Source organism: Streptomyces sp. NPDC059477 (assembly GCF_042749375.1).
Taxonomy (GTDB): Bacteria; Actinomycetota; Actinomycetes; order Streptomycetales; family Streptomycetaceae; genus Streptomyces.
This window is the reverse complement of sequence record NZ_JBHYUG010000030.1, coordinates 23,640-45,677: the sequence shown is the minus strand read 5'-3', so window position 1 is coordinate 45,677 and position 22,038 is coordinate 23,640. Positions and strand designations below refer to the sequence as shown.

19 protein-coding genes are annotated in these 22,038 nt (G+C 70.3%); 8 read left to right on the top strand and 11 right to left on the bottom strand.

Going from position 1 to position 22,038, the window contains the following annotated elements:
* Positions 1-7: 7 nt before the first annotated feature.
* Positions 8-1,402, top strand: a complete 1,395-nt coding sequence (locus tag ACFXAZ_RS17525; protein ID WP_384591282.1) for a condensation domain-containing protein — start codon at positions 8-10, stop codon at positions 1,400-1,402.
* Between the two features lie 151 nt (positions 1,403-1,553).
* On the opposite strand, the gene mmsA is transcribed toward ACFXAZ_RS17525, so the two are convergent.
* The 5 genes from mmsA to iolC form a co-directional block, all read right to left on the bottom strand.
* A complete protein-coding gene (mmsA, locus tag ACFXAZ_RS17520) occupies positions 1,554-3,056 on the bottom strand; it encodes a CoA-acylating methylmalonate-semialdehyde dehydrogenase (protein ID WP_384591278.1) in 1,503 nt (500 codons plus the stop codon).
* A 14-nt stretch (positions 3,057-3,070) separates the two neighbouring features.
* Complete coding sequence (gene iolD, locus ACFXAZ_RS17515; RefSeq protein ID WP_384591276.1) at positions 3,071-5,077, bottom strand: 3D-(3,5/4)-trihydroxycyclohexane-1,2-dione acylhydrolase (decyclizing); 2,007 nt, start codon at positions 5,075-5,077, stop codon at positions 3,071-3,073.
* The gene (iolB, locus tag ACFXAZ_RS17510) at positions 5,074-5,970 is read right to left on the bottom strand and encodes a 5-deoxy-glucuronate isomerase (RefSeq protein WP_384591273.1); all 897 of its coding nucleotides are present in this window, start codon (positions 5,968-5,970) and stop codon (positions 5,074-5,076) included. Before iolB ends, iolD begins: the two co-directional genes overlap by 4 nt.
* Before the next feature lie 7 nt (positions 5,971-5,977).
* A complete protein-coding gene (locus ACFXAZ_RS17505; RefSeq protein WP_384591385.1) occupies positions 5,978-6,856 on the bottom strand; it encodes a deoxyribose-phosphate aldolase in 879 nt (292 codons plus the stop codon).
* Between the two features lie 161 nt (positions 6,857-7,017).
* The gene (iolC, locus tag ACFXAZ_RS17500; protein ID WP_384591270.1) at positions 7,018-7,968 is read right to left on the bottom strand and encodes a 5-dehydro-2-deoxygluconokinase; all 951 of its coding nucleotides are present in this window, start codon (positions 7,966-7,968) and stop codon (positions 7,018-7,020) included.
* A gap of 340 nt (positions 7,969-8,308) precedes the next feature.
* On the opposite strand from iolC, the gene ACFXAZ_RS17495 reads away from it, so the two are divergent.
* Positions 8,309-8,518 (top strand): helix-turn-helix transcriptional regulator, encoded by a 210-nt coding sequence (locus ACFXAZ_RS17495; protein WP_382681718.1) that lies wholly within the window; start codon positions 8,309-8,311, stop codon positions 8,516-8,518.
* A gap of 64 nt (positions 8,519-8,582) precedes the next feature.
* Positions 8,583-9,170, top strand: coding sequence for a GNAT family N-acetyltransferase (locus ACFXAZ_RS17490; RefSeq protein WP_384591267.1), 588 nt, complete (start codon positions 8,583-8,585; stop codon positions 9,168-9,170).
* 111 nt (positions 9,171-9,281) lie between these two features.
* Here ACFXAZ_RS17490 and ACFXAZ_RS17485 read toward each other — a convergent pair whose 3' ends face one another.
* Positions 9,282-10,352, bottom strand: a complete 1,071-nt coding sequence (locus tag ACFXAZ_RS17485; protein WP_384591264.1) for a zinc-dependent alcohol dehydrogenase family protein — start codon at positions 10,350-10,352, stop codon at positions 9,282-9,284.
* A 131-nt stretch (positions 10,353-10,483) separates the two neighbouring features.
* Positions 10,484-12,712: an MMPL family transporter gene (locus tag ACFXAZ_RS17480; RefSeq protein ID WP_384591261.1), complete on the bottom strand. Its 2,229-nt coding sequence runs from the start codon at positions 12,710-12,712 to the stop codon at positions 10,484-10,486.
* A gap of 195 nt (positions 12,713-12,907) precedes the next feature.
* On the opposite strand from ACFXAZ_RS17480, the gene ACFXAZ_RS17475 reads away from it, so the two are divergent.
* The 3 genes from ACFXAZ_RS17475 to ACFXAZ_RS17465 all read left to right on the top strand — a co-directional run bounded on the left by ACFXAZ_RS17475 (position 12,908) and on the right by ACFXAZ_RS17465 (position 15,226).
* Positions 12,908-13,711, top strand: coding sequence for a TetR family transcriptional regulator (locus ACFXAZ_RS17475; RefSeq protein ID WP_384591258.1), 804 nt, complete (start codon positions 12,908-12,910; stop codon positions 13,709-13,711).
* 192 nt (positions 13,712-13,903) lie between these two features.
* Positions 13,904-14,863 (top strand): PrsW family intramembrane metalloprotease, encoded by a 960-nt coding sequence (locus tag ACFXAZ_RS17470; protein ID WP_384591255.1) that lies wholly within the window; start codon positions 13,904-13,906, stop codon positions 14,861-14,863.
* Between the two features lie 123 nt (positions 14,864-14,986).
* The gene (locus tag ACFXAZ_RS17465) at positions 14,987-15,226 is read left to right on the top strand and encodes a heavy-metal-associated domain-containing protein (protein WP_384591253.1); all 240 of its coding nucleotides are present in this window, start codon (positions 14,987-14,989) and stop codon (positions 15,224-15,226) included.
* An 806-nt stretch (positions 15,227-16,032) separates the two neighbouring features.
* Here the strand turns inward: ACFXAZ_RS17465 and ACFXAZ_RS17460 are convergent.
* The 4 genes from ACFXAZ_RS17460 to ACFXAZ_RS17445 form a co-directional block, all read right to left on the bottom strand.
* On the bottom strand, positions 16,033-17,322 hold the full coding sequence (locus tag ACFXAZ_RS17460) for a citrate synthase (RefSeq protein WP_384591250.1): 1,290 nt from the start codon (positions 17,320-17,322) through the stop codon (positions 16,033-16,035).
* A 203-nt stretch (positions 17,323-17,525) separates the two neighbouring features.
* Complete coding sequence (locus ACFXAZ_RS17455; RefSeq protein WP_384591246.1) at positions 17,526-19,811, bottom strand: ATP-dependent RecD-like DNA helicase; 2,286 nt, start codon at positions 19,809-19,811, stop codon at positions 17,526-17,528.
* A 103-nt stretch (positions 19,812-19,914) separates the two neighbouring features.
* Positions 19,915-20,664 (bottom strand): hypothetical protein, encoded by a 750-nt coding sequence (locus ACFXAZ_RS17450; protein WP_384591243.1) that lies wholly within the window; start codon positions 20,662-20,664, stop codon positions 19,915-19,917.
* A gap of 118 nt (positions 20,665-20,782) precedes the next feature.
* Positions 20,783-20,908, bottom strand: a complete 126-nt coding sequence (locus ACFXAZ_RS17445) for a hypothetical protein (protein WP_384591240.1) — start codon at positions 20,906-20,908, stop codon at positions 20,783-20,785.
* 218 nt (positions 20,909-21,126) lie between these two features.
* Here ACFXAZ_RS17445 and ACFXAZ_RS17440 point away from each other — a divergent pair, with 218 nt between their 5' ends.
* Positions 21,127-21,537 (top strand): hypothetical protein, encoded by a 411-nt coding sequence (locus ACFXAZ_RS17440; protein WP_384591237.1) that lies wholly within the window; start codon positions 21,127-21,129, stop codon positions 21,535-21,537.
* Positions 21,509-22,033, top strand: coding sequence for a DUF6879 family protein (locus ACFXAZ_RS17435; RefSeq protein WP_384591234.1), 525 nt, complete (start codon positions 21,509-21,511; stop codon positions 22,031-22,033). The genes ACFXAZ_RS17440 and ACFXAZ_RS17435 overlap by 29 nt, the downstream gene beginning before the upstream one ends.
* Positions 22,034-22,038: the final 5 nt, after the last annotated feature.

Genomic DNA, 22,038 nt, shown 5'->3' with positions numbered 1-22,038 from the left:
ACGCCCTGTGCGCATCACTGACATCCAGCGCTGCGAGGTCCGGCCGGGACGGCTCGTCGAGTGGACGCTGAGCCCGGAGACCGTCGCGACCGCGGCGGGCCTGCCCGACGACATCCGGCCACCCGCCTATATCCAGGAGTCGCATTTCAGAACGGCTCGAACGGTGCGCGAGGACGGCCTGTTCGTGCCGACCTGGCTCGGCGCCGCCTTCGATCTGCCCGGCCCGGTCGACCTGGACGCACTCCAGGAGGCGCTGTGCGGCTGGATGCGGCGGCACGAGACGCTGCGCAGCGGCTTCCGGCTGACCGCCGACGACGAACTGCGCCGGTTCACCCTGGACAGCGCGTCGATGTCCCTGCACCGGGAGGTCGTCGGCGACTTCACCGATCCGGCGGTGCTGATCGCTCATCTTGAGCACCGTTTCGATGTGGCGGCCGACGCGTTGCGCTGGCCCAACCTGATCTTCACGGCGGTCGTGCGCGAGGCCGACACCAGCGTGTACATGGCGTTCGACCACAGCAATGTCGACGCCTACTCCCTGCACCGCATCCCCTCCGAGATCCATGAGCTGTACGCGGCTGCGGTCGCGGGCCGGGTCCTTCAGGGGCCGCCGGTCGGCAGTTACATCGACTTCTGCGAGAGCGAGCGGGCGGACGCCGACCGGATCGACGCGAGCCATGAGATCGTCGGCCGCTGGCGGGAGTTCATCCGGCGCTGCGACGGACAGCTGCCGGGGTTCCCGGTGGATCTGGGGCTGGAGCCGGGCGGCGGCCCGCTGCCGCCGCAGAAGCTGCTGCGCGAGCCGCTGGTGGACGCGGAGGCAGCCGCCGCCTTCGAGGCGCGGTGCCGTCCCTACGGCGGCAGCGGCGTCGGCGTCCTCGCGGCGACGGCGCTGGTGCTGCGGGAGATCGGCGGGCAGCCGGTGTACCGCACGGTGCTGCCGTTGCACACCCGGGCCAAGTCCCGCTGGTCGGAGTCGGTCGGCTGGTACGTCGGCGGGGCCCCGATCGAGGTCCCGCTGGACGCCGACCTCGACTTCTCCTGTGCCCTGCGGACCGTACGCGCCGAACTGCACGCCAACCGCTCGCTGGCCCGGATGCCGCTGGCCCGCGTCCTGAGCCTGCTCGGCACGGACTTCCGGCCGACCTCCCCCGACATGTACTCGATCGTCTCCTACGTCGACGCCCGCTCCCTGCCCGGCGCCGCGGACTGGGCCCGGCTGGCGGCGTACGGGCTGATCAGGGTGTCGTACGGCGATCAGGTGTGTGTCTGGATCAACCGGGTGCCCGAGGGGCTGTGGCTGGCCAGCCGCTATCCGGACACGGACATCGCGCAGAAGAACATGCGGTGGTACGTGGAGCGGCTGCGGGATGTGATCACTTCGGTGGCCGCCGGGGACTGAGGCGGCGCGTGCGGGGGCGCGTCCCCGTGCCAGGGCTCTCCGGGGCTCTCCGGGGTTCTCCGGGGTTCTCCGGCGGTGAACGGCGTCACCCCCGCCGCGCGGCTCTCCGCACGACGGGGGTGACGATCGGCCGGGGCGGCCGGGGCGATGCTCAGTGGTTGCGCGGGAAGCCCAGGTCGACTCCGGTCGGGCCCTCGGAGGGGTCCGGCCAGCGGGTCGTGACGACCTTGCCGCGGGTGTAGAAGTGGGTGCCGTCGTTGCCGTAGATGTGGTGGTCGCCGAAGAGGGAGTCCTTCCAGCCACCGAAGCTGTGGTAGCCGACGGGGACCGGGATCGGGACATTGACGCCGACCATGCCCGCCTCGATCTCCAGCTGGAAGCGGCGGGCGGCGCCGCCGTCGCGGGTGAAGATCGCGGTGCCGTTGCCGAACGGCGAGGCGTTCATGAGGGCCAGGCCCTCGTCGTACGTGTCCACCCGCAGCACGCACAGGACCGGGCCGAAGATCTCGTCCTGGTACGCCTTCGCGGTGGTCGGCACCTTGTCGAGCAGCGAGATGCCGATCCAGTGGCCGTCCTCGAAGCCCTCCACGGTGTGGCCGGTGCCGTCCAGGACGACCTCGGCGCCCTCGGCGGCGGCGCCCGTGACGTAGGACGCCACCTTGTCGCGGTGGGCGGCGGTGATCAGCGGGCCCATCTCGGAGGTGGGGTCGTTGCCGGGACCGATCTTGATCTTCTCGGCGCGCTCGCGGATCTTCTCGACCAGTTCGTCGCCGATCGCGCCGACGGCGACCACCGCGGAGATCGCCATGCAGCGCTCGCCCGCCGAACCGTAGGCCGCGGAGACCGCCGCGTCGGCGGCGGCGTCGAGGTCGGCGTCCGGCAGCACCAGCATGTGGTTCTTGGCGCCGCCCAGGGCCTGGACGCGCTTGCCGTTGGCGGAGGCGGTGGTGTGGATGTAGCGGGCGATCGGGGTGGAGCCGACGAAGGAGATCGCCTTGACGTCCGGGTGCGCGAGGAGACGGTCCACGGCCACCTTGTCGCCGTTGACGACATTGAAGACGCCGTCGGGCAGACCGGCCTCGGCCAGCAGCTCGGCGATCTTCAGGGACGCGGACGGGTCCTTCTCCGAGGGCTTCAGCACGAAGGTGTTGCCGGTCGCGATGGCCAGCGGGAACATCCACATCGGGACCATCGCCGGGAAGTTGAACGGCGTGATGCCCGCGACGACACCCAGCGGCTGGCGGATCGAGGCCACGTCGACGCGGCTCGCGACCTGCGTGGACAGCTCGCCCTTGAGCTGCACGTTGATACCGCAGGCCAGGTCGACGATCTCCAGGCCGCGGGCGACCTCACCGAGGGCGTCGGAGTGCACCTTGCCGTGCTCGGCGGTGATCAGCTCGGCGATGGCGTCCCGGTTGGCGTCGAGCAGCGCGCGGAACCGGAACAGGATGGTCGTGCGCGCGGCCAGCGAGGACTGGCCCCAGGTGGCGAAGGCGTCCTTGGCGGCGGCCACGGCCGCGTCGACCTCGTCCACGCTCGCGAAAGCGACCTTGGTGGTGACGGCGCCGGTCGCCGGGTCCGTGACCGGCCCGAACGTGCCCGACGCGCCTTCGACGGTCTTCCCGCCGATCCAGTGGTTGACGATCTTCGTCATGACCGAGTACTCCTTCACAGATGGCGGCGTCGGGTGGAGACGTGCCGTTCATACAGCTCACGGGCCTTGATCGCGGACGGTCTGGTCGCGGTCTCGGCCACAGGTACATCCCACCAGGCCTGCGCGGGGGGCGCTCCCGACACTGTGTCGGCCGTTTGGGTCCCCGCGTAGACACTTGTCTCCACGTCGGCTGTCTCCGCAGGGGCGCGGGTCTCCACATAGACGCAGGTGGGGGTGCGGGCGTCCCGGGCTTCGGCGAGTGCCGCCCGCAGTTCGCGCACGGTACGGGCGCGCAGCACCCGCATGCCCAGGCTCTCGGCGTTGGCGGCCAGGTCCAGGGGCAGCGGGGCGCCGGTGAAGGTGCCGTCGGGGGCGCGGTGGCGGTAGGCGGTGCCGAAGCGCTCGCCGCCGGTCTCCTCGGAGAGGCCGCCGATGGAGGCGTACCCGTGGTTCTGCACCAGGATCAGCTTGATCGCGATGCCCTCCTGCACGGCGGTGACGATCTCGGTGGGCAGCATCAGATATGTGCCGTCGCCGACCAGCGCCCACACCGGCCGGTCGGGGGCGGCCAGTTTCACGCCGATCGCGGCGGGGATCTCGTAGCCCATGCAGGAGTAGCCGTACTCCACGTGGTACTGGTCGAAGGACCGGGTCCGCCAGAGTTTGTGCAGGTCACCGGGCATGGAGCCGGCCGCGTTGATCAGGATGTCCGAGCCGTCCACCAATGCGTCCAGGGCGCCGAGGAGCTGGGGCTGGGTGGGGGGCGCGTCGGGGTCGGGGGCGGTGTAGGCGGCGGTGACGCGCCGCTCCCAGCGCGCTTTGTCCTCGGTGTAGGCGGTGATGTACGCGTCCGCCGCCCTGTGGTCGTGGACGAGGAGCGCCTCGGTGAGTTCCGCGAGGCCGCTGCGGGCGTCGGCGATCAGCGGGAGGCCGCCGAGCTTGTGGCCGTCGTAGGGGGCGATGTTGAGGTTGAGGAAGCGGACGCCGTCGCCGGTGAAGAGGGTGCCGGAGGCGGTGGTGAAGTCGGTGTAGCGGGTGCCGACGCCGATCACCAGGTCGGCGGCGCGGGCGAGGTCGTCGGCGGTGGCGGTGCCGGTGTGGCCGATGCCGCCGACGTCCTGCGGATGGTCGTACGGCAGCGAGCCCTTGCCCGCCTGGGTGGCGGCGACCGGGATGCCGGTGGTCTCGGCGAACTCGGCGAGCGCGGCCTCGGCGCGGCTGTGGTGGACGCCGCCGCCCGCGATGACCAGGGGCCGGCGGGCGGCCCGGATCGCGGTGACCGCCTCGGCCAGCTCGGTCGGGTCGGCGCCGGGCCTGCGGACCGTCCACACGCGCTCGGCGAAGAATTCGTCCGGCCAGTCGTACGCCTCCGCCTGCACGTCCTGCGGCAGGGCGAGGGTGACGGCTCCCGTGTCCACCGGGTCGGTGAGGACGCGCATGGCCTGGAGGGCGGCCGGGATCAGGGCCTCGGGGCGGGTGACGCGGTCGAAGTAGCGGGAGACCGGGCGCAGGGTGTCGTTGACGGTGAGGTCGCCCGCGTACGGGACTTCGAGCTGCTGGAGCACGGGGTCGGCGGGGCGGGTGGCGAAGGTGTCGCCGGGCAGCAGGAGCACCGGGAGGTGGTTGATGGTGGCGAGGGCGGCGCCGGTGACCAGGTTGGTGGCGCCGGGGCCGATGGAGGTGGTCACGGCGTGGGTGGAGAGGCGGTTGGACTGGCGGGCGTACCCGACGGCCGCGTGGACCATGGCCTGTTCGTTGCGGCCCTGGTGGAAGGGCATCGCGTCCGCGTACTCGACCAGCGCCTGCCCGAGCCCGGCGACATTGCCGTGCCCGAAGATGCCCCAGGTCGCGCCGATGAGCCGCCGCCGGACGCCGTCGCGCTCGGTGTACTGGGCGGTGAGGAAGCGGAGGAGGGCCTGGGCGACGGTGAGGCGGGTGGTGCCGGTCTGGTGGGTGGGGCCGGTCTGGTGGGTGGTGGGGGTCTGGTGGGTGGGGCCGGTGGGATTCGTGGGGGCCGTCATCGGTATCCCTCCGTGCTCGCTGTGTGGTCGGGGTGGAAGCAGATCCGCCATTCCCGGGTCGCCCCCGGGCCCGCCATGACGTTCAGGTAGTACATGTCGTGGCCGGGCTGGGCGATGGACGGGCCGTGCCAGCCGTCGGGGACGAGCACGGCGTCGCCGGAGCGGACCTCGGCGAGCACGTCGGCGCCGCCCTCGCGGGAGGGGGAGACGCGCTGGTAGCCGAAGCCGGGGCGCGCGGTGGGCGCGCGGGTCCCGTCGATCCCGGGGGTCCCGTCGGTCAGGGGGCTCGCGGCGATCTCGAAGTAGTAGATCTCCTCCAGCCGCGATTCCTCGCCGGGCCGGTCCTCGTCGTGCTTGTGCGGTGGGTACGAGGACCAGTTGCCGCCGGGGGTGATCACCTCGACGGCGATCAGCTTGTCGCAGTCGAAGGCGTCGGCGGAGGCGAAGTTGCGGACCTGGCGGGCGCAGTTGCCGCTGCCGCGCTGTTCGACGGGGACCTCCGACGCGGGGCCGTAGCGGGCGGGGAGTCGTCGCTCGCACTTCGCTCCTGCCAGGGCGAAGCGGCCTCCCGCGTCGGAGGAGATCTCTGCCCGGGCGTCACGGGGCACGTACGCGAAGTCGGTGACCGACGCGAACACGCTCTCGCGGCCCAGGAGTCGGAGGGTGTCGCCCCCGACCTGCACCGTACAACCGCCTTCGAGGGGCAGCACGATCCATTCGCTGTCGCCGGCCGTGAGGATATGGACACCGCCCGGCTCCAGGGCGACGATCCGAAGGCCGCTGTGCGTCCAGCCGGCCAACTCCGGGTCGATGGCGAGGGCGTGGCGGTCATCGGCGGTGCTGCCGCTGGGCAGGTACAGGTCCTGATTCCTGTCGTACGTTGCGTCGCTCATGTGGCCCTCACAGCAGTCCTACGGCGGTGTCGACGGCGGCGGCCACATCGCCGTCCGCCGGGTAGAGCAGTGTCCTGCCCACCACCAGCCCGCGCACGGTGGGCAGTTGGAGCGCGCCGCGCCACTTCTCGTACGCCCGCTCCTGGTCCGCGGGGGAGCCGCCCACCTCGCCGCCGAGCAGTACGGCGGGCAGGGTCGAGGTCTCCATGACCCGGGCCATGTCGTCGGGGTTCTCGGTGACGGGGAGTTTGAGCCAGGTGTAGGCGGACGTGCCGCCGAGGCCGGAGGCGATGGCGATGGAACGGGTGACGGCGGCGGCGGAGAGGTCGTTGCGCAGCCGTCCGCTGTCGTCCCGGCGGCTGATGAACGGCTCCACGAAGACCGGCAGCCGCCGCTCCGCCATCGCGTCGATCGCGCGGGCGGAGGACTCCAGGGTGGTCAGTGAGCCCGGGTCGGAGTAGTCGACGCGCAGCAGCAGTTTGCCCGCGTCGAAGTGGAGGCGGGTGAGGTCCTCGGGGCGGTGGCCGGTGAAGCGGTCGTCGAGTTCGAAGGCGGCGCCCTGGAGTCCGCCGCGGTTCATCGAGCCGATGACGACCTTGCCGTCCAGGGCGCCGAGCAGCAGCAGGTCGTCCAGGATGTCGGCGGTGGCGAGGACTCCGTCGACGCCGGGGCGGCTGAGTGCCAGGCAGAGGCGTTCGAGCAGGTCGGCGCGGTTGGCCATGGCGAACGGACGGTCCCCGACGCCGAGCGCGCCCCGGGCCGGGTGATCGGCGGCGACGATCATCAGCCGCCCGGTGGGGCCGAGCAGCGGACGCCGGGTGCGGCGGGCGGCGGCCTCGGCGATGGCTTCGGGGTGCTCGGTGCGGACGCGGACCAGCTCCGCGATGTCGACGGTCGCCGGGCGGTTGCCGGGGCTCGCGGGAGGGCTCGCGGGGCTGGCGGGAGGGCTTGCGGGGACCGCTGGACGGCCCCCGGGGCGTGCGGGAGGGCTTTCGCTTTCGGGGCTTGCGGGAGGGGTTCCGGGGCTCACGGGAAGGTTCCTGGGGCTCACTGGACGGCTCCCGCGGCGAGGGCCGCCTCGACCTCGGCCGGGGTGGGCATCGCCGAGGAGCACTCCAGCCGGGAGGCGACGATCGCGCCGGCGGCGTTGGCGTGCCGCATGGTCCTCTCCAGGTCCCAGCCGGCCAGCAGGCCGTGACAGAGCGCGCCGCCGAAGGCGTCGCCCGCGCCGAGGCCGTTGAGGACCGTCACGGGGAGCGGGGGCACCTCGGCGGTCGCTCCGTCACGGGCGACCGCGAGGACGCCCTTGGGGCCCTGCTTGACGACGGCGAGTTCGGCACCGGCGGCGAGCAGGGCGCGGGCGGCGGCGTGCGGTTCACGGACGCCGGTCGCGATCTCCACCTCGTCCAGATTGCCGACGGCGACGGTGGTGTGGCGCAGGGCCTCGGTGTAGTGGGCGCGGGCCTGCGCGGGGTCGGGCCAGAACATGGGGCGCCAGTCGAGGTCGAAGACGGTGATGCCGGTCCTGGCCCGGTGGCGGAGCGCGGTGAGGGTCGCCGTACGGCTGGGCTCCTCGCTCAGGCCGGTGCCGGTGACCCAGAAGATCCGGGCGTCGTGGATCGCGTCCAGATCCAGCTCGCCGGGGTCGATCTCCAGGTCGGGGGCCTTGGGCTGCCGGTAGAAGTACAGCGGAAAGTCATCGGGCGGGAAGATCTCGCAGAAGGTGACCGGCGTGGGCAGTCCGGGGACGGGGGTCACCCAGCGGTCGTCCACGCCGAAGCCGCGCAGCGCCTCGTGCAGGTAGGTGCCGAAGGGGTCGTCGCCGGTGCGGGTGATCACGGCGGTGTCCCGGCCGAGCCGGGCCGCGGCGACCGCCACATTGGTCGCGGAGCCGCCGAGGAACTTGCCGAAGGACGTCACCTGCGGCAGGGGGACCCCGGTCTGCAACGGATACAGGTCCACACCGATCCGCCCCATGGTGATCAGGTCGTACGCCATCGAGTTCCCTTCGTGCCGTCGGTTCGGCTCACTCCGGTTTCTAGTCCCGCGCCGGTGATCCTGTCAATGGTTTGTCCGGACATCCTTACCACGAGGGGGGTGGGCAATCGCGGTTTCATCACCCCATGAACCATTGATTCACCCCCATCACCAACATCACCCTTGTGTCACATATGTCCCGCGTACGCGGATGTTCCGTCACACTTGGTCAACAGAACCGGCCCGATCCTCACTCTGCGTCGCCCATCGCTTCAGGCTTGGTGATCGCCAGCGCAGCGCCCGGCTCCCCCGTCGGCCGCCCCAGGGCCACCGCCGCGGCGCGCGCAGGGAGGTGCGACCCATGACCGACCGACGGCTCTGGTCCTACAAGGAGATCGCCGCGCACATCCGCGTCCAGCCGGACACCGTGCGCTCCTACCGCAAACACGGCCTGCTCCCCCCACCGGACCACGTCGAGTCCGGCAGGCCGTACTGGTACGCCGACACCGTCCACGCCTGGGTGGCCACCCGCCCGGGGAACCGGAACCGGCGGGAGGGGTGGGACGGGTGAGGCGGGTGAGGCGGGCGCCCTAATTCCGTTGCCCGACGGGCGAGGCGCCGCGCAGGATCCTGGGATGAGTTTTCTGGACAAGCCCCTCCTCACCGGCGAGAAGACCGTGCTGCGGCCGTTCACCGAGGCCGACGCGCACACCGTGTGGGAGATCCTCCAGGACCCGGAGGTCCTGCGCTTCACCTCCGAACCCTCGTCGGACGACCTGACCTTCGAGCACGTACGGTCCTGGTACGCCACCCGTGCCGATCAGCCCGACCGGCTCGACCTCGCCGTCACCGACCGCGCGAGCGGCGAACTGGTCGGCGAGGTCGTCCTCAACGAGTGGGACCCGCACAACCGCAGCTGCAACTTCCGCACCCTGATCGGCCCCCGGGGCCGAAACCGTGGCCTCGGCACCGAGGCGATTCGCCTGATCGTCGGCCACGGCTTCGAACACCTCGGCCTCCACCGCGTCTCCCTTGAGGTGGACGCCCACAACGCCCGCGCCCGCCGCGCCTACGAGAAGGTCGGCTTCCGTCAGGAGGGCATCCGCCGCGAGGTCTCGCTCCGCGAGGGCAAGTGGGCCGACCAGATCCTGATGGCCATCCTGGAAGGGGAGTGGGCGCAGCATCGGGGGTGGACGGAGGGCACGGATCAGGGGCGGGCGTAGGGCCGCCGCCGCCCGACCGCCAGGGGGTTGGGCCGGAGCGGGGGGCCGAGCACCGTCCCCAAAGGTGCCGTCCCCCAGGACGGGGGCCGTGAAGGCTCCGACCCAAGGGCCTCAACGCCACGGGTTGATCACGGTCACCCCCGCTGCCATCGCCCCCGGCGTGCCCGGCGTGCCCGGCGTGCCGTTCATGGTCGCCAGTGCCTCGGGGGCGGCGTCCAGGCCGATCTCGGCGGTGACCAGCAGGTCGGGGCGGAGGGCGCCCGTGGTGACCAGGTCCAGCAGTGCCGGGTAGTCGTGGGCCGGCATGCCGTGGCTGCCGAGGATCTCCAGTTCCAGGGCGATCGCGCGGGCCAGCGGGACGGGGGTGGTGCCGGTGTCCGAGGGGAGCAGGCCCACCTGGATGTGGCGGCCCCGGCGGCGCAGGCCGTTCACCGACGCGGCGCAGGTGACGGGTGCGCCGAGGGCGTCCAGGGACATGTGCGCGCCCCCGCCCGTCAGTTCCCGTACGGCCGCCGCCGTGTCCTCCACGGTGGACGCGTCCACGCACTCCGCCGCCCCGAATCCGCGCGCCAGCTCCAGCGCCCCGGGCGACACATCGACCGCCACCACCCGGGCCCCGGCCGCCGCCGCGATCATCACCGCCGACAGACCGACCCCGCCGCAGCCGTGCACCGCGACCCACTCCCCCGGCGCCACCCGGCCCTGCCGCACCACCGCCCGGAACGCCGTCGCGAACCGGCACCCCAGCGACGCCGCCGTCGCGAACGACATCGCCTCCGGCACCGCCACCAGGTTCACATCGGCATGATCCAGCGCCACGTACTGGGCGAAGGAGCCCCAGTGCGTGAAGCCGGGCTGGGTCTGCCGCTCGCACACCTGCTGGTCGCCGGACGCGCAGGAGGGGCAGGCGCCGCAGGCGCAGACGAAGGGGACGGTCACCCGGTCGCCGGGCCGCCAGCCGGTGACCCGGTCGCCGACCGCCTCCACCACTCCGGCGAGTTCATGCCCGGGGACATGCGGAAGGGTGATGTCCGGATCGTGTCCCTGCCAGCCGTGCCAGTCGCTGCGGCACAGCCCGGTGGCCTCGACCCGCACCACGACCCCATGCCCGGCCGGCTCCGGCTCGGCCACCTCCCGCACCTCGGCCATCTGCCCGAACCGCTCGAACACCACCGCCCGCATACGCTGCCCACCACCCCGAGATCGCCGTCGGCCGCCTTCACCCTGCCCTCGTGGCGAACCGTAACGCGTGCCCCCACGAAGAGCCCTCAGGGCCTGTCACAGCCCACCCCCGCCAACCCCTGCCCACCCCCCTAGCTCCGCGACGCCGCCTTCTCCCGCTCCTCGGCCGCACCCTCCTCACTCGCCGGGCGCCGCCCGCTCTCCCCCTCGCTCAGCCCGAACCGCTCGTGCAGTCTGCGCAGCGGGCCCGGGGCCCACCAGGTCGCCCGGCCGGTGAGGCGCATCACCGAGGGGACCAGGAGGCTGCGGACCACCATCGCGTCCATCAGGACCGCCAGGGCGATGCCCAGGCCCAGCATCTTGGTGTTGGTGACCCGGGAGGTGCCGATCGCGATCAGCACGATCGCCAGGATGACCGCCGCCGCCGTGATCAGACCGCCCGTGCGCTGCAAGCCGTGCCGTACGGACTCCTGGTGGTCGCCCGTTCTGTCGTACTCCTCCTTGATGCGGGAGAGGAGGAACACTCCATAGTCCATGGAAAGACCGAAAGCGACACAGAACATCAGGACGGGGACGGTCGTCTCGATGGAGCCGGGGCTGGTGAAGCCCAGCAGGCCGGAGAGATGGCCGTCCTGGAAGACCCAGACCACCGCGCCGAACATCGCCGTGAGGCTGAGCGCGTTGAGCAGCACGGCCTGGATCGGTATGAGCACACTGCCGGTGAGCAGGAAGACCAGGATCAGGGTGACGACGGCGATGAAGGCCACGCCCCAGGGCAGTTGCTCGGCGATCGCGTCCTTGGTGTCGACCAGGACCGCCGCCGCGCCGGTGACCTTGGTGTCGAACGGGGCGTCGAGCGCGCGCAGTTCACCCACCAGGCGCTGGGCGGGCTCGTCGACGGACTCGCCGCTCGGCTGGACCGTGAAGTACGCCGCATCGCCGTTCACCAAGGGGCCGTCCACCCGCTGGACATCGGGCAGTGCGGAGATCCGCTGCTTGTAGTCGGCGTACTGTGCCTGGGTCGCGCCGCCCTCGGCGAGCACCTCAAGGCCGCCGCCGGGGCTGCCGGGGAAGCTCTCTCTGATGTGCTGCTGGACGACATGGGACTCGGCGGTCGGGGGAAGCTGACGGTCGTCGGCCGTGCCGAACCTCACGCCCAGGAAGGGCAGCCCCAGCAGCACCAGCACCGCCATCGTGCCCAGGGCGAAGAACGGGGCCCGGCGCATCACCAGCGTCGCCGTACGCCCCCATGCCCGGCCCTCCTCCGCCGCCGGCCCCGGCTTCCGGCCGCGGCGCAGCAGCCGGCGCAGGTCCAGGGAGTTGACCCGGTGGCCGAGCAGCAGCAGGGCCGCCGGGAGCAGGATCAGGGCCGCCGCCGCGGCCAGCAGGACGACCGCGATCCCGGAGTAGGCGAAGGACCGCAGGAAGTACATCGGGAACAGCAGCATCGCCGCGAGCGAGACCGCCACCGTGAGAGCGGAGAACAGGACCGTACGGCCCGCTGTGCGCAGGGTGGTGCCGACGGCGGTCAGCGGGTCGTGTCCCGCGGACAGCTCCTCGCGGAAGCGGCGGACGATGAACAGCGCGTAGTCGACGGCCAGGCCCAGGCCGAGGGCGGTGGTGAGGTTGAGGGCGAAGACGGAGACATCGGTGATCTCGGTCAGGCCGCGCAGCACCGCGTTGGTGCCGAGGATCGCGACGATGCCGATGCCGAGCGGCAGCAGGGCTGCGACCGCGCTGCCGAAGACCATCACCAGCAGCACCAGCGTCACCGGCAGGGCGATCAGCTCGGCCCGCAGCAGGTCCTCCTGGATGATCGTCTGCATGTCGTGCCGCACCGAGACCATGCCGCCGAGCGTCACGTCCACCGGGCCGTGCGTGCCGCGCAGTTCGGGGGCGATGCGCTCCAGGGTCTTGGCGGCCTCGCTCTCCTCGCCCGTGATCCGGGCCGCTATCAGCGCCTGGTGCCCGTCCTCGGCGCGCAGGGCGGGTGAGCGGGTCTGCCAGTAGGAGCCGACGCCGATGACGCCCTCCTCGGCGGCGAGCCGCTCCGCCAGCCGGTTCGCCTCGGCGGCCACGGCGGGGTCGTCCACCGATGCCTCGCCCGCGTCGATCAGCAGCAGGAAGTTGGGCTGGGAGGCGGGGAACTCGCGCTCCAGGGCGCGGGTGGCGTACGTCGACTCGGCGGCCGGGTCCTCCCAGCCGCCGCTGCCCAGCCGGTCGCCGACCCCGCTGCCCGCCAGCACGGCGAGCGCGGTGAGCACCAGAGCCACCAGCAGGGACAGCCGGGGCCGGGCGGTGACGAACCGGGTCCAGCCGCCGGGCCGCGGCGGTCGCGGTGGTGTGTTGACTTCGGTCATTGTGCGGTGTCCCCTTCACCATGACTTCACCGTGACCCGTGCTGCTGTACCGGGCCCGCGCATGCGTGCGCGGGCAGGCGGCATGGGTCTGCCATTGCCATAGACTGGCAAACACGAGATCTCGCTCGCGTTTCTCTAGAATGCGAGTGACCACTCGCGTTTGTCAATCGCGTTCGGAGAGCCTGGGGACAACTCATGCCCGACACACCCGCACCCGCGAAGACGGATGCGCACGCGACGCCCGACGAGGGCGCCACACCGGACGAGCACGCGACGCCCGACAGGCACGCGACGCCCGGCGAGGGCGCGACACCGGCCCGCGGCACCGGCCGGCCCCCCGCCACCGCCGACGACCGCCCCAAGCGGCGCCAGGCCCGCGGTGAGCGCCGTATCGCCCAACTGCTGGAAGCCGCCGCCACCGTCTTCGCCACGACGGGCTACACGGCCGCCAGCACCAACGCCATCGCCCGCGAGGCGGGCGTCTCACCCGGCACGCTGTACCAGTTCTTCCCGAACAAGGAAGCGATCGCGATCGAGCTGGGCGAGCGTCTGATGCGGGAGATGCGGGAGGCGTACAGCGAGGCCCTGAGCCCGGTCACCCCGCAGACCCCGCTGGAGGAGGCGGTCGGCGGGGCCGTGGACCGGTTCACCGCCTTCAACTGCCAGCACCCGGTCTTCTTCGCGCTGATGCACGGCCCGGACGTCCCGGGCCGCATGGCCGAGGAGCACGAGGCGCTGCACGCGACCCTGCTGGCCCGGGTCCAGGACGTGCTCCGGCCGATCCTGCCGAACACCACACCGGCCGACATCGAACGCGTCGCCCACGTCTGCCTCAGCATCTACAAGGCGGGGCTGGAACTGATCCTGGCCAGCGAGGGGGCCGAGCGCGACGCGTATGTGACCGAGCTGAAGTCGGTCCTGATCCGCTACCTCGGACCGCTCACCGCCACCCGCGAGAACCAGCCCGGCACGGAGCCCGCCGCACACCCGACCCCCTGAACCACACCACCCGACCCCCTGAACCACCGCCCACCCGTCGTCAGCCCCTCCCCCGCCTCCGATCTGCGCCCGGCCCTCACCCCTCGTAGGGTCGGACAAATCGGCCGGAAATGGTCGACGATATGCCACTGAGCAGATCAAAAATGGACGTAGCGGTACGCACCGCAGCCCAGGAGTGACGAGGGACCCACCGTGACCCACACCCCGCCGCCGTACGGCGCACCCCCGGCCCGGTACCCCGGCCCGCAGCAGCCGCCCCCGCCCCCGACGCAGCCGCCGATCCGGGCCGGGCTGTGGAAGCGCTGCCTGTGGGGCGGGCTCGCCCTGTGGCTGCTGACCGCCCTGGTCACGTATGCCACGAAGAACAGCACCCTGCTGCCGACCCTGATCCTGCTCGGCAGCTTCCTGGTGCCGGTGACCTTCGCGCTGTGGGCGTACGAGCGGCACGGGCGGGATCTCGGGGTCGGCCTGATCCTCGGCTGTTTCCTGACCGGCGGCACGCTCGGGGTGCTCGGCGCGTCGGTGATGGAGTACTACCTGCTGCATCCGTCGCTGTGGATGTTCCTCGGCGTGGGGCTGATCGAGGAGGCGGTGAAGCTCGGCGCGCTGATGTTCGTGGTGCGCCGGCAGACCTGGGTCCGGGGCCTGCGGGCGGGGCTCGTGCTCGGCGCGACCGTCGGCTTCGGGTTCGCCGCGCTGGAGAGCGCGGGCTACGCCTTCAACGCGGCCGTCTCGACGCGGGGCATCGATCTGCGGGCACTGCTGGAGACGGAGATCCTGCGCGGGGTGCTGGCCCCGTTCGGGCACGGCCTGTGGACGGCGATCGCCGGTGGCGTGCTGCTGTCGTACCGCCGCCCGGACGGGCGCTTCCGGATCACCGGGGCGGTCGTGGCGACGTATCTCGGTGTCTCCGTGCTGCACGCCCTGTGGGACTCGACGCACGGGATCGCGGTCTGGCTGGTGACCCTGCTGACCGAAACGGGCCTTCAGCGCCAGTTGTTCGCAGAGGGATACATTCCGCATCCGACCGGGGAGCAGCAGCATCTCTTCACGGTGTTCTCGATCGGCGGCATGGTCGTGGTGGCGTTGCTGGGACTGGTCTGGGCGTGGTCGCTCTCCCGGCGGGACCCCTCTTGGAGAAATACCCCCTAGGGGTATACAGTGGAGTGCGTGAGCCCCCCATGGGCCACATCCGTTCCACCTGGCCGGATCTTGACCCGGATTGCCCGGACTGCCCGGATCCCGCCCAGACCTTGCGTCCACGAGGAGACCGACATGACCACCCAGACCGACACCTCCGGTTCCGTCACCACCGTCTACAAGGTGAGCGGAATGACCTGCGGACACTGCGAAGGGGCCGTGACGCAGGAGATCACGCAGCTCGCCGGCGTCAGCTCGGTGCGGGCCGTCGCGTCCTCCGGCGAGGTCACCGTCGTCTCCGCCGCCCCGCTGGACGAGGAGGCCGTGCGCGCCGCCGTGGACGAGGCCGGTTACGAGCTGGTCGGCCGCGCCTGAGCCCCAGGGGCCCGGCGCGGAAGTTACCGGCGGTTCGCCCGAAGTCGTGACCTGGGACCCTCTGGAGTCCGGCGCGACCCTCACATAAGCTCTTCACAAGGCTCTTGCATCTTCCTTACGCTTGAGCCCCGTTCACCTCATCGGGCCTCTTGCGTATCAAACGGGACATATGCAAGAGACGCAGATCACAGTGATGTGAACGTAACCATCGAAGGGGTTCGAAGGTCTAAGTTGACGATGTCAGACGGCGTCTTGGGGGGCGTCGGATGGCGTCTGAGGATGTCTTGGGGGACTTCCTCGGAATTGCGTTGCCGGGACACGTACACCGGGAAGCTTTGAGCGGCCCTCCCTGCGTGCGCTGTCCCGGCAGATGCACCGGCTGCCCCGCAGCCGGACAACCACACAGCACCACCGCACCACCGCACCACACAACTGCACAGCCGTGAACATCGCGGCACCCGAGTGCGACGAGTTTTGCTCGTTGTGCTCAGACAGCGAATTCAGGCGCTGGTCTCACAGACGCCCGGCCGGATCCCGTGGGGGGAATCCGCACCGGGACATGGGAAGGCGCCCTGGTCGTCGGCCCGTGGGGGGACTGGCGCCGGGGCGCCTTCTGTCATGCCGGGCTCTCACCGCCGTACCGCGACACCCGCCCGCGCCCACCGCCTGCCCCCCATGTCTCTGATATCCCCGATATCCCCGATATCTCTATACCCGCACCCGTGCCACGCGACAGGCCCCGCACTCCCTCACCATGGAGTACGGGGCCCGGGGCCGAATCGTTCAGCGCTACCGCGAGAAATCGCTCAGCGACCCTCGACCGGTACGAAGTCGCGCTCGACGACGCCCGTGTAGATCTGGCGCGGGCGGCCGATGCGGGAGCCCGGCTCCTTGATCATCTCGTGCCACTGGGCGATCCACCCCGGCAGCCGGCCGAGGGCGAACAGGACCGTGAACATCTCGGTCGGGAAGCCCATCGCGCGGTAGATCAGGCCGGTGTAGAAGTCGACGTTCGGGTACAGCTTGCGCTCGGTGAAGTAGTCGTCGGAGAGCGCGTGCTCCTCCAGCTTCAGCGCGATGTCCAGCAGCTCGTCGGACTTGCCGAGCGCCGAGAGGACGTCGTGCGCGGCGGCCTTGATGATCTGGGCGCGCGGGTCGAAGTTCTTGTAGACCCGGTGGCCGAAGCCCATCAGGCGGACGCCGTCCTCCTTGTTCTTCACCTTGCGGATGAAGGCGTCGACATCGCCGTCGCTGTCGCGGATGCCCTCCAGCATCTCCAGCACCGACTGGTTGGCGCCGCCGTGCAGCGGGCCCCACAGGGCGCTGATACCGGCGGAGATCGAGGCGAACATGTTCGCCTGCGAGGAGCCGACCAGGCGGACCGTGGAGGTCGAGCAGTTCTGCTCGTGGTCGGCGTGCAGGATGAGCAGCTTGTCGAGGGCGGAGACCACCGTCGGGTCCAGCTCGAACTCCTGCGCGGGGACCGAGAAGGTCATCCGGAGGAAGTTCTCGACGTAGCCGAGGTCGTTGCGCGGGTAGACGAACGGGTGACCGATCGACTTCTTGTACGCGTACGCGGCGATCGTCGGGAGCTTGGCGAGCAGCCGGGTGGTGGAGAGGTTGCGCTGCTTCTCGTCGAACGGGTTGTGGCTGTCCTGGTAGAAGGTCGACAGCGCGGAGACCACCGACGACAGCATGGCCATCGGGTGGGCGTCGCGCGGGAAGCCCTTGTAGAAGTTCTTGACATCCTCGTGCAGCAGGGTGTGCTGCGTGATGTCGTTCTTGAACACGCTCAGCTCGTCGACGGTCGGCAGCTCACCGTTGATCAGCAGGTACGCCACCTCCACGAAGGTGGAGCGCTCGGCCAGCTGCTCGATCGGGTAGCCGCGATACCGAAGAATGCCCTCTTCACCGTCGAGATAGGTGATGGCGGATTTGTAGGCCGCGGTGTTGCCGTAGCCGCTGTCCAGGGTCACGAGCCCGGTCTGGGAACGCAGCTTCCCGATGTCGAAGCCCTTGTCCCCGACGGTGCTGTCGATCACCGGGTAGGTGTACTCGCTGCCGTCGTACCGCAGTACTACAGAGTTGTCGCTCACGTCATCCCTCACCGACGTAGTGCCTCATCTTCGAGGTGCCCTGACTGTCTCTACCATCCCCCATTTGGCGCAGGAGAGTGCACTCGGGGTCGACCATTGGGCTGTCTGGCGGCACTCAGTGCCGCCAACCTGCCATCCTGCCCGGTCCGTCCGGCATCCGGAAGTCCTCTGTGACCTTTGTGACTCATTTGATCGATCATCTTTCAGACGGTTACGGACGGGGCATCCCACCGTGATCCGGGGCCTGAACCCGAGAGCCTGAAGTCGAGTGCGGTGCACCGGCGTCCCGCCGACACGGTGCGCACCGCCTGCCCGATCGCCTTGCGCGAGCCGACCAGGACGACCAGCTTCTTCGCCCTGGTCACAGCCGTGTAGAGCAGATTCCGCTGAAGCATCATCCAGGCCCCGGTGGTGACCGGGATCACCACGGCAGGATATTCACTGCCCTGCGAGCGGTGAATGGTCACCGCGTAGGCGTGTGCCAGTTCATCCAGTTCATCGAATTCGTATGCAATCTCCTCGTCCTCGTCCGTCAGCACGGTGAGCCGCTGGTCGACCGGGTCGAGCGCGGTGACCACGCCCACGGTGCCGTTGAAGACACCGTTCTCCCCTTTGTCGTAATTGTTGCGGATCTGGGTGACCTTGTCGCCGACCCGGAAGACGCGTCCGCCGAGCCGTTTCTCGGGGAGGTCGGGGCGGCCCGGGGTGATGGCCTGCTGGAGCAGTCCGTTGAGGGTGCCGGCTCCGGCGGGCCCGCGGTGCATGGGCGCGAGGACCTGGATGTCCCGGCGCGGGTCGAGCCCGAATTTGGCCGGAATGCGACGGGCGGCGACGTCCACGGTGAGGCGTCCGGCGGCCTCGGTGTCGTCCTCCACGAAGAGGAAGAAGTCCTTCACTCCGTCGGTGACGGGGTGCTGCCCGGCGTTGATCCGGTGCGCGTTGGTGACCACGCCGGACTGCTGGGCCTGGCGGAAGACCCGGGTGAGCCGTACGGCGGGCACGGGGGAGCCGTCCGCGAGCAGATCCCGCAGCACCTCGCCCGCGCCGACGCTCGGCAGCTGGTCCACATCGCCGACGAAGAGCAGATGCGCGCCGGGCGGTACGGCCTTGACCAGCTTGTTGGCGAGCAGCAGGTCCAGCATGGACGCCTCGTCCACGACCACGAGGTCGGCGTCGAGCGGGCGGTCCCGGTCATAGGCGGCGTCGCCGCCGGGGCGCAGCTCCAGCAGCCGGTGCACGGTGGACGCCTCGGCGCCGGTCAGCTCGGCGAGCCGCTTGGCGGCCCGGCCGGTGGGCGCGGCCAGCACCACCTTCGCCTTCCTCGCGCGGGCCAGCTCCACGATCGAGCGGACCGTGAAGGACTTGCCGCAGCCGGGGCCGCCGGTGAGGACGGCGACCTTCTCGGTCAGCGCCAGCTTGACGGCGGCCTCCTGCTCGGGCGCGAGATCCGTGCCCGTACGTCCCTTCAGCCAGGTCAGTGCCTTGTCCCAGGCGACGTCCCGGAAGGCCGGCATCCGATCCTGGTCGGTGCGCAGGAGGCGTAGTAGCTGGGCGGACAGGGAGAGTTCGGCGCGGTGGAAGGGGACGAGGTAGACGGCGGTGACGGGCTCGCCGCCGTCGGGGCCGGGCACGGACTCCCGTACGACCCCGGGTTCCTCGCCCTCCTCGCCGGGGGCGGCGAGTTCGGCGAGGCACTCGATGACGAGCCCGGTGTCGACCTGGAGCAGCTTCACCGCGTCGGCGATCAGCCGCTCCTCGGGCAGATAGCAGTGCCCCTGATCGGTGGACTGCGAAAGGGCGTACTGAAGGCCCGCCTTGACGCGCTCCGGGCTGTCGTGCGGGATACCGACGGACTGGGCGATCTTGTCGGCGGTGAGGAAGCCGATGCCCCAGACGTCGGCGGCGAGCCGGTAGGGCTGGTTCTTGACGACGGAGATGGAGGCGTCGCCGTACTTCTTGTAGATGCGCACGGCGATGGACGTGGACACCTCGACGGTCTGGAGAAAGAGCATGACCTCTTTGATCGCTTTCTGCTCCTCCCAGGCGTCGGCGATCTTCTTGGTGCGTTTGGGGCCGAGGCCGGGCACCTCGATGAGGCGTTTGGGCTCCTCCTCGATGATCGTGAGGGTGTCCAGCCCGAAGTGCTGGGTGATGCGGTCGGCGAAGATCGGCCCGATGCCCTTGACCAGCCCGGAACCGAGGTAGCGGCGGATGCCCTGGACGGTGGCGGGCAGGACGGTCGTGTAGTTCTCGACGGTGAACTGCTTGCCGTACTGCGGGTGCGAGCCCCAACGCCCCTCCATCCGCAGCGACTCCCCCACCTGCGCGCCGAGCAGCGCGCCGACGACCGTGAGCAGATCGCCGCCGCCTCTGCCGGTGTCGACCCGGGCGACCGTGTAGCCGTTCTCCTCATTGGCGTACGTGATCCGCTCCAGCACGCCTTCGAGCGTGGCGAGCCGCTGCGTGGGGGTTTCCGGCTGGTTGGCCATGGGGTGACAGTACCGGCGGGGGGTGACAGGGCAGGAGCGGCGGGATGTGGGGAGGCGGTGGTGGTGTTCCGGGGCGGGCTGTGATCGTTTGTGGTCGCTCACTTCAGTGCGGTGGCTGCCGTGTATCAGGCCGCGTACGTCCCTCCAGCTCGATCATGCGCAGCACGTCCGGGCGGGGTTGCGTCCACTGGTTGGCCGGTACCTCCACCCGTCTGGTGACGGGGCAGGCGCGCAGGAACGTGTCGAATTGCCGGTCACACCAGCTGGGGACCCAGGCTCCGGAGCGGCACACATAGATGGCGTCGAAGGCGACGGTCGGTGCCTGTCCGTCGTCGATGCTCATGTGAACAGGGATCAGTGGTTGTTCGGCCGGCCGGCTCATGGACTCTCGCCAGGGCGGGAAGTGAACGAACACCTTCGATCCGTTCCAGTAGTGGGCCAGCAGCCAGTTCTCCGCGCTGATCGGCCCCTTGGCCTTCCACTCGTCGAAGCTTGAGTGGTTCTGTCGGTAGCCGCAGTCATGATGCGCGTCGTAGAGGTGCACGGAGTCCCATGGACCCGCTGAACCGAGGTTGGACGGGAAGAGGTGCCCGGCCCATGCGTTCGAGTCGGCGTAGAACAGGCACGCTTCCGAAGCGAAGGTGAACCGGTCCCAGAAGCCCAGGAATGTCCGGCAGTACGGCACGGCGACACCGGCCCGGCGGAAAGCGCGAGCCCTGCGCAGCCAGATGGCCTCGACGTGCAACGCGTCCTCGGACGCGGGCCACGCGTACAGCTCAGGGTGCTCACCGAGCGGGGCACCGGCTACGGGAGTGGGGAAGAAAAAGTCCCAGTCGGCCACCAGCAGATGCATGCCACGAACCTCACGATGAGCGGAAGCGGGAAGCCACCCGGCGAGACCAGGAGGCTTCCCTGGGTGGGTGTCCCAATGAGTCGGCCGTATCCCGATGCGTCAGCTGGGTGCCGATGAGTCAGCCGCCGCGGTGTCCTGGCGAGCCGGAACCGCCCTTGCCATCGCCTTCCTCGATGTCGGTGTTGTCGTCGTCATCGCCACCGCGGACGGCCATCTCCCTGGTGGGTGCCTCCTTGAGCGTCATGGCCATGCCTTTCTCGCAAGCCGCGGGCCGGGGTGACCGAGGGTCCGTCCCCCGGCCCCCATGCCAGTTCGGGTTCGATGACGAACGTAGAGCGGTCGGGTTGCACGCCCCAAGAAGATTGCGCGAGTTTGCGGCAAGTGGATTGACGAGGGTGAATGACCCCGCGAACATCGCCTTGTCGCGCAATCCGGCACAAGGTAGCGGACGGGAGACCAGCTATGCGGCTGACGTTCCTCGGTAAGAACAGCACCCCCGGAGACAGCCCCACCCTGTACGCGAGCGACCAGGACTCGTACGTCGTCCAAGGATGGAAGGTGTACGCGAACGAACTCCTCACGCAGCTCGACGTACCAGAGGGCCAGACGGTCATCGAGGTGCCGACCGAGTTGTTCGAGCACCTGACGAATGACGGCCAACCACACGGTCAGATCCGCAAGTTCGCCGAACCCATCATGCTCGTCACCGAGCAGGGGACGTGCATCGTCCAAGGCCCTGAGATGCACGACCCCGAGGCCCTGAGCCAGATGCGCATGCCCGACTATGAGACCTGCGTCGAGGTCTCCAAGTCCTCGATCACGGCCCTGCTGGAGGAGGACAAGGGTGGACCTGATCACTTCCGCACAGCGTGACGAACTGTTCAACGAGTTCGAACACGACGCCTTTCACCTGGAGTTGAGAGACGACTACGGGTCCCCCGTCGAAGACACTCCGTACGCTCGCTGGAAGAGGGGTGAACCGGACGACTACGCCTGGCTCGTCCCATGGACGGCGCTGATGAAGCGCGTCACAGGTGAAGGCAGGACCGTGCGTCGTGTCCGCGTGGTTACCGAGCCGCACAGCCGGTACGTGACGTGGGAGCGCTCGCTCACGCACCTCAACATCGACATGGGCGAGGACATTCGCTGGCTGCCCCGGCACCTGCTGCCCAAGGACGTCACCTTCCCCGCCCGGGGGAACGACTGGTGGCTGTACGACGACCGTCTCCTCGCCGTGGGCCACTTCGACGCGGAAGGGCGGGTTCTCGGGTCGGAGATCGTGGAAGACACCGAAACCGTGGCTGAGTGCGTGCGCGTACGCGACCTGCTCTGGGGCCTCGCCATCCCCCACGCCGAGTACAAGCCCTGATCCGT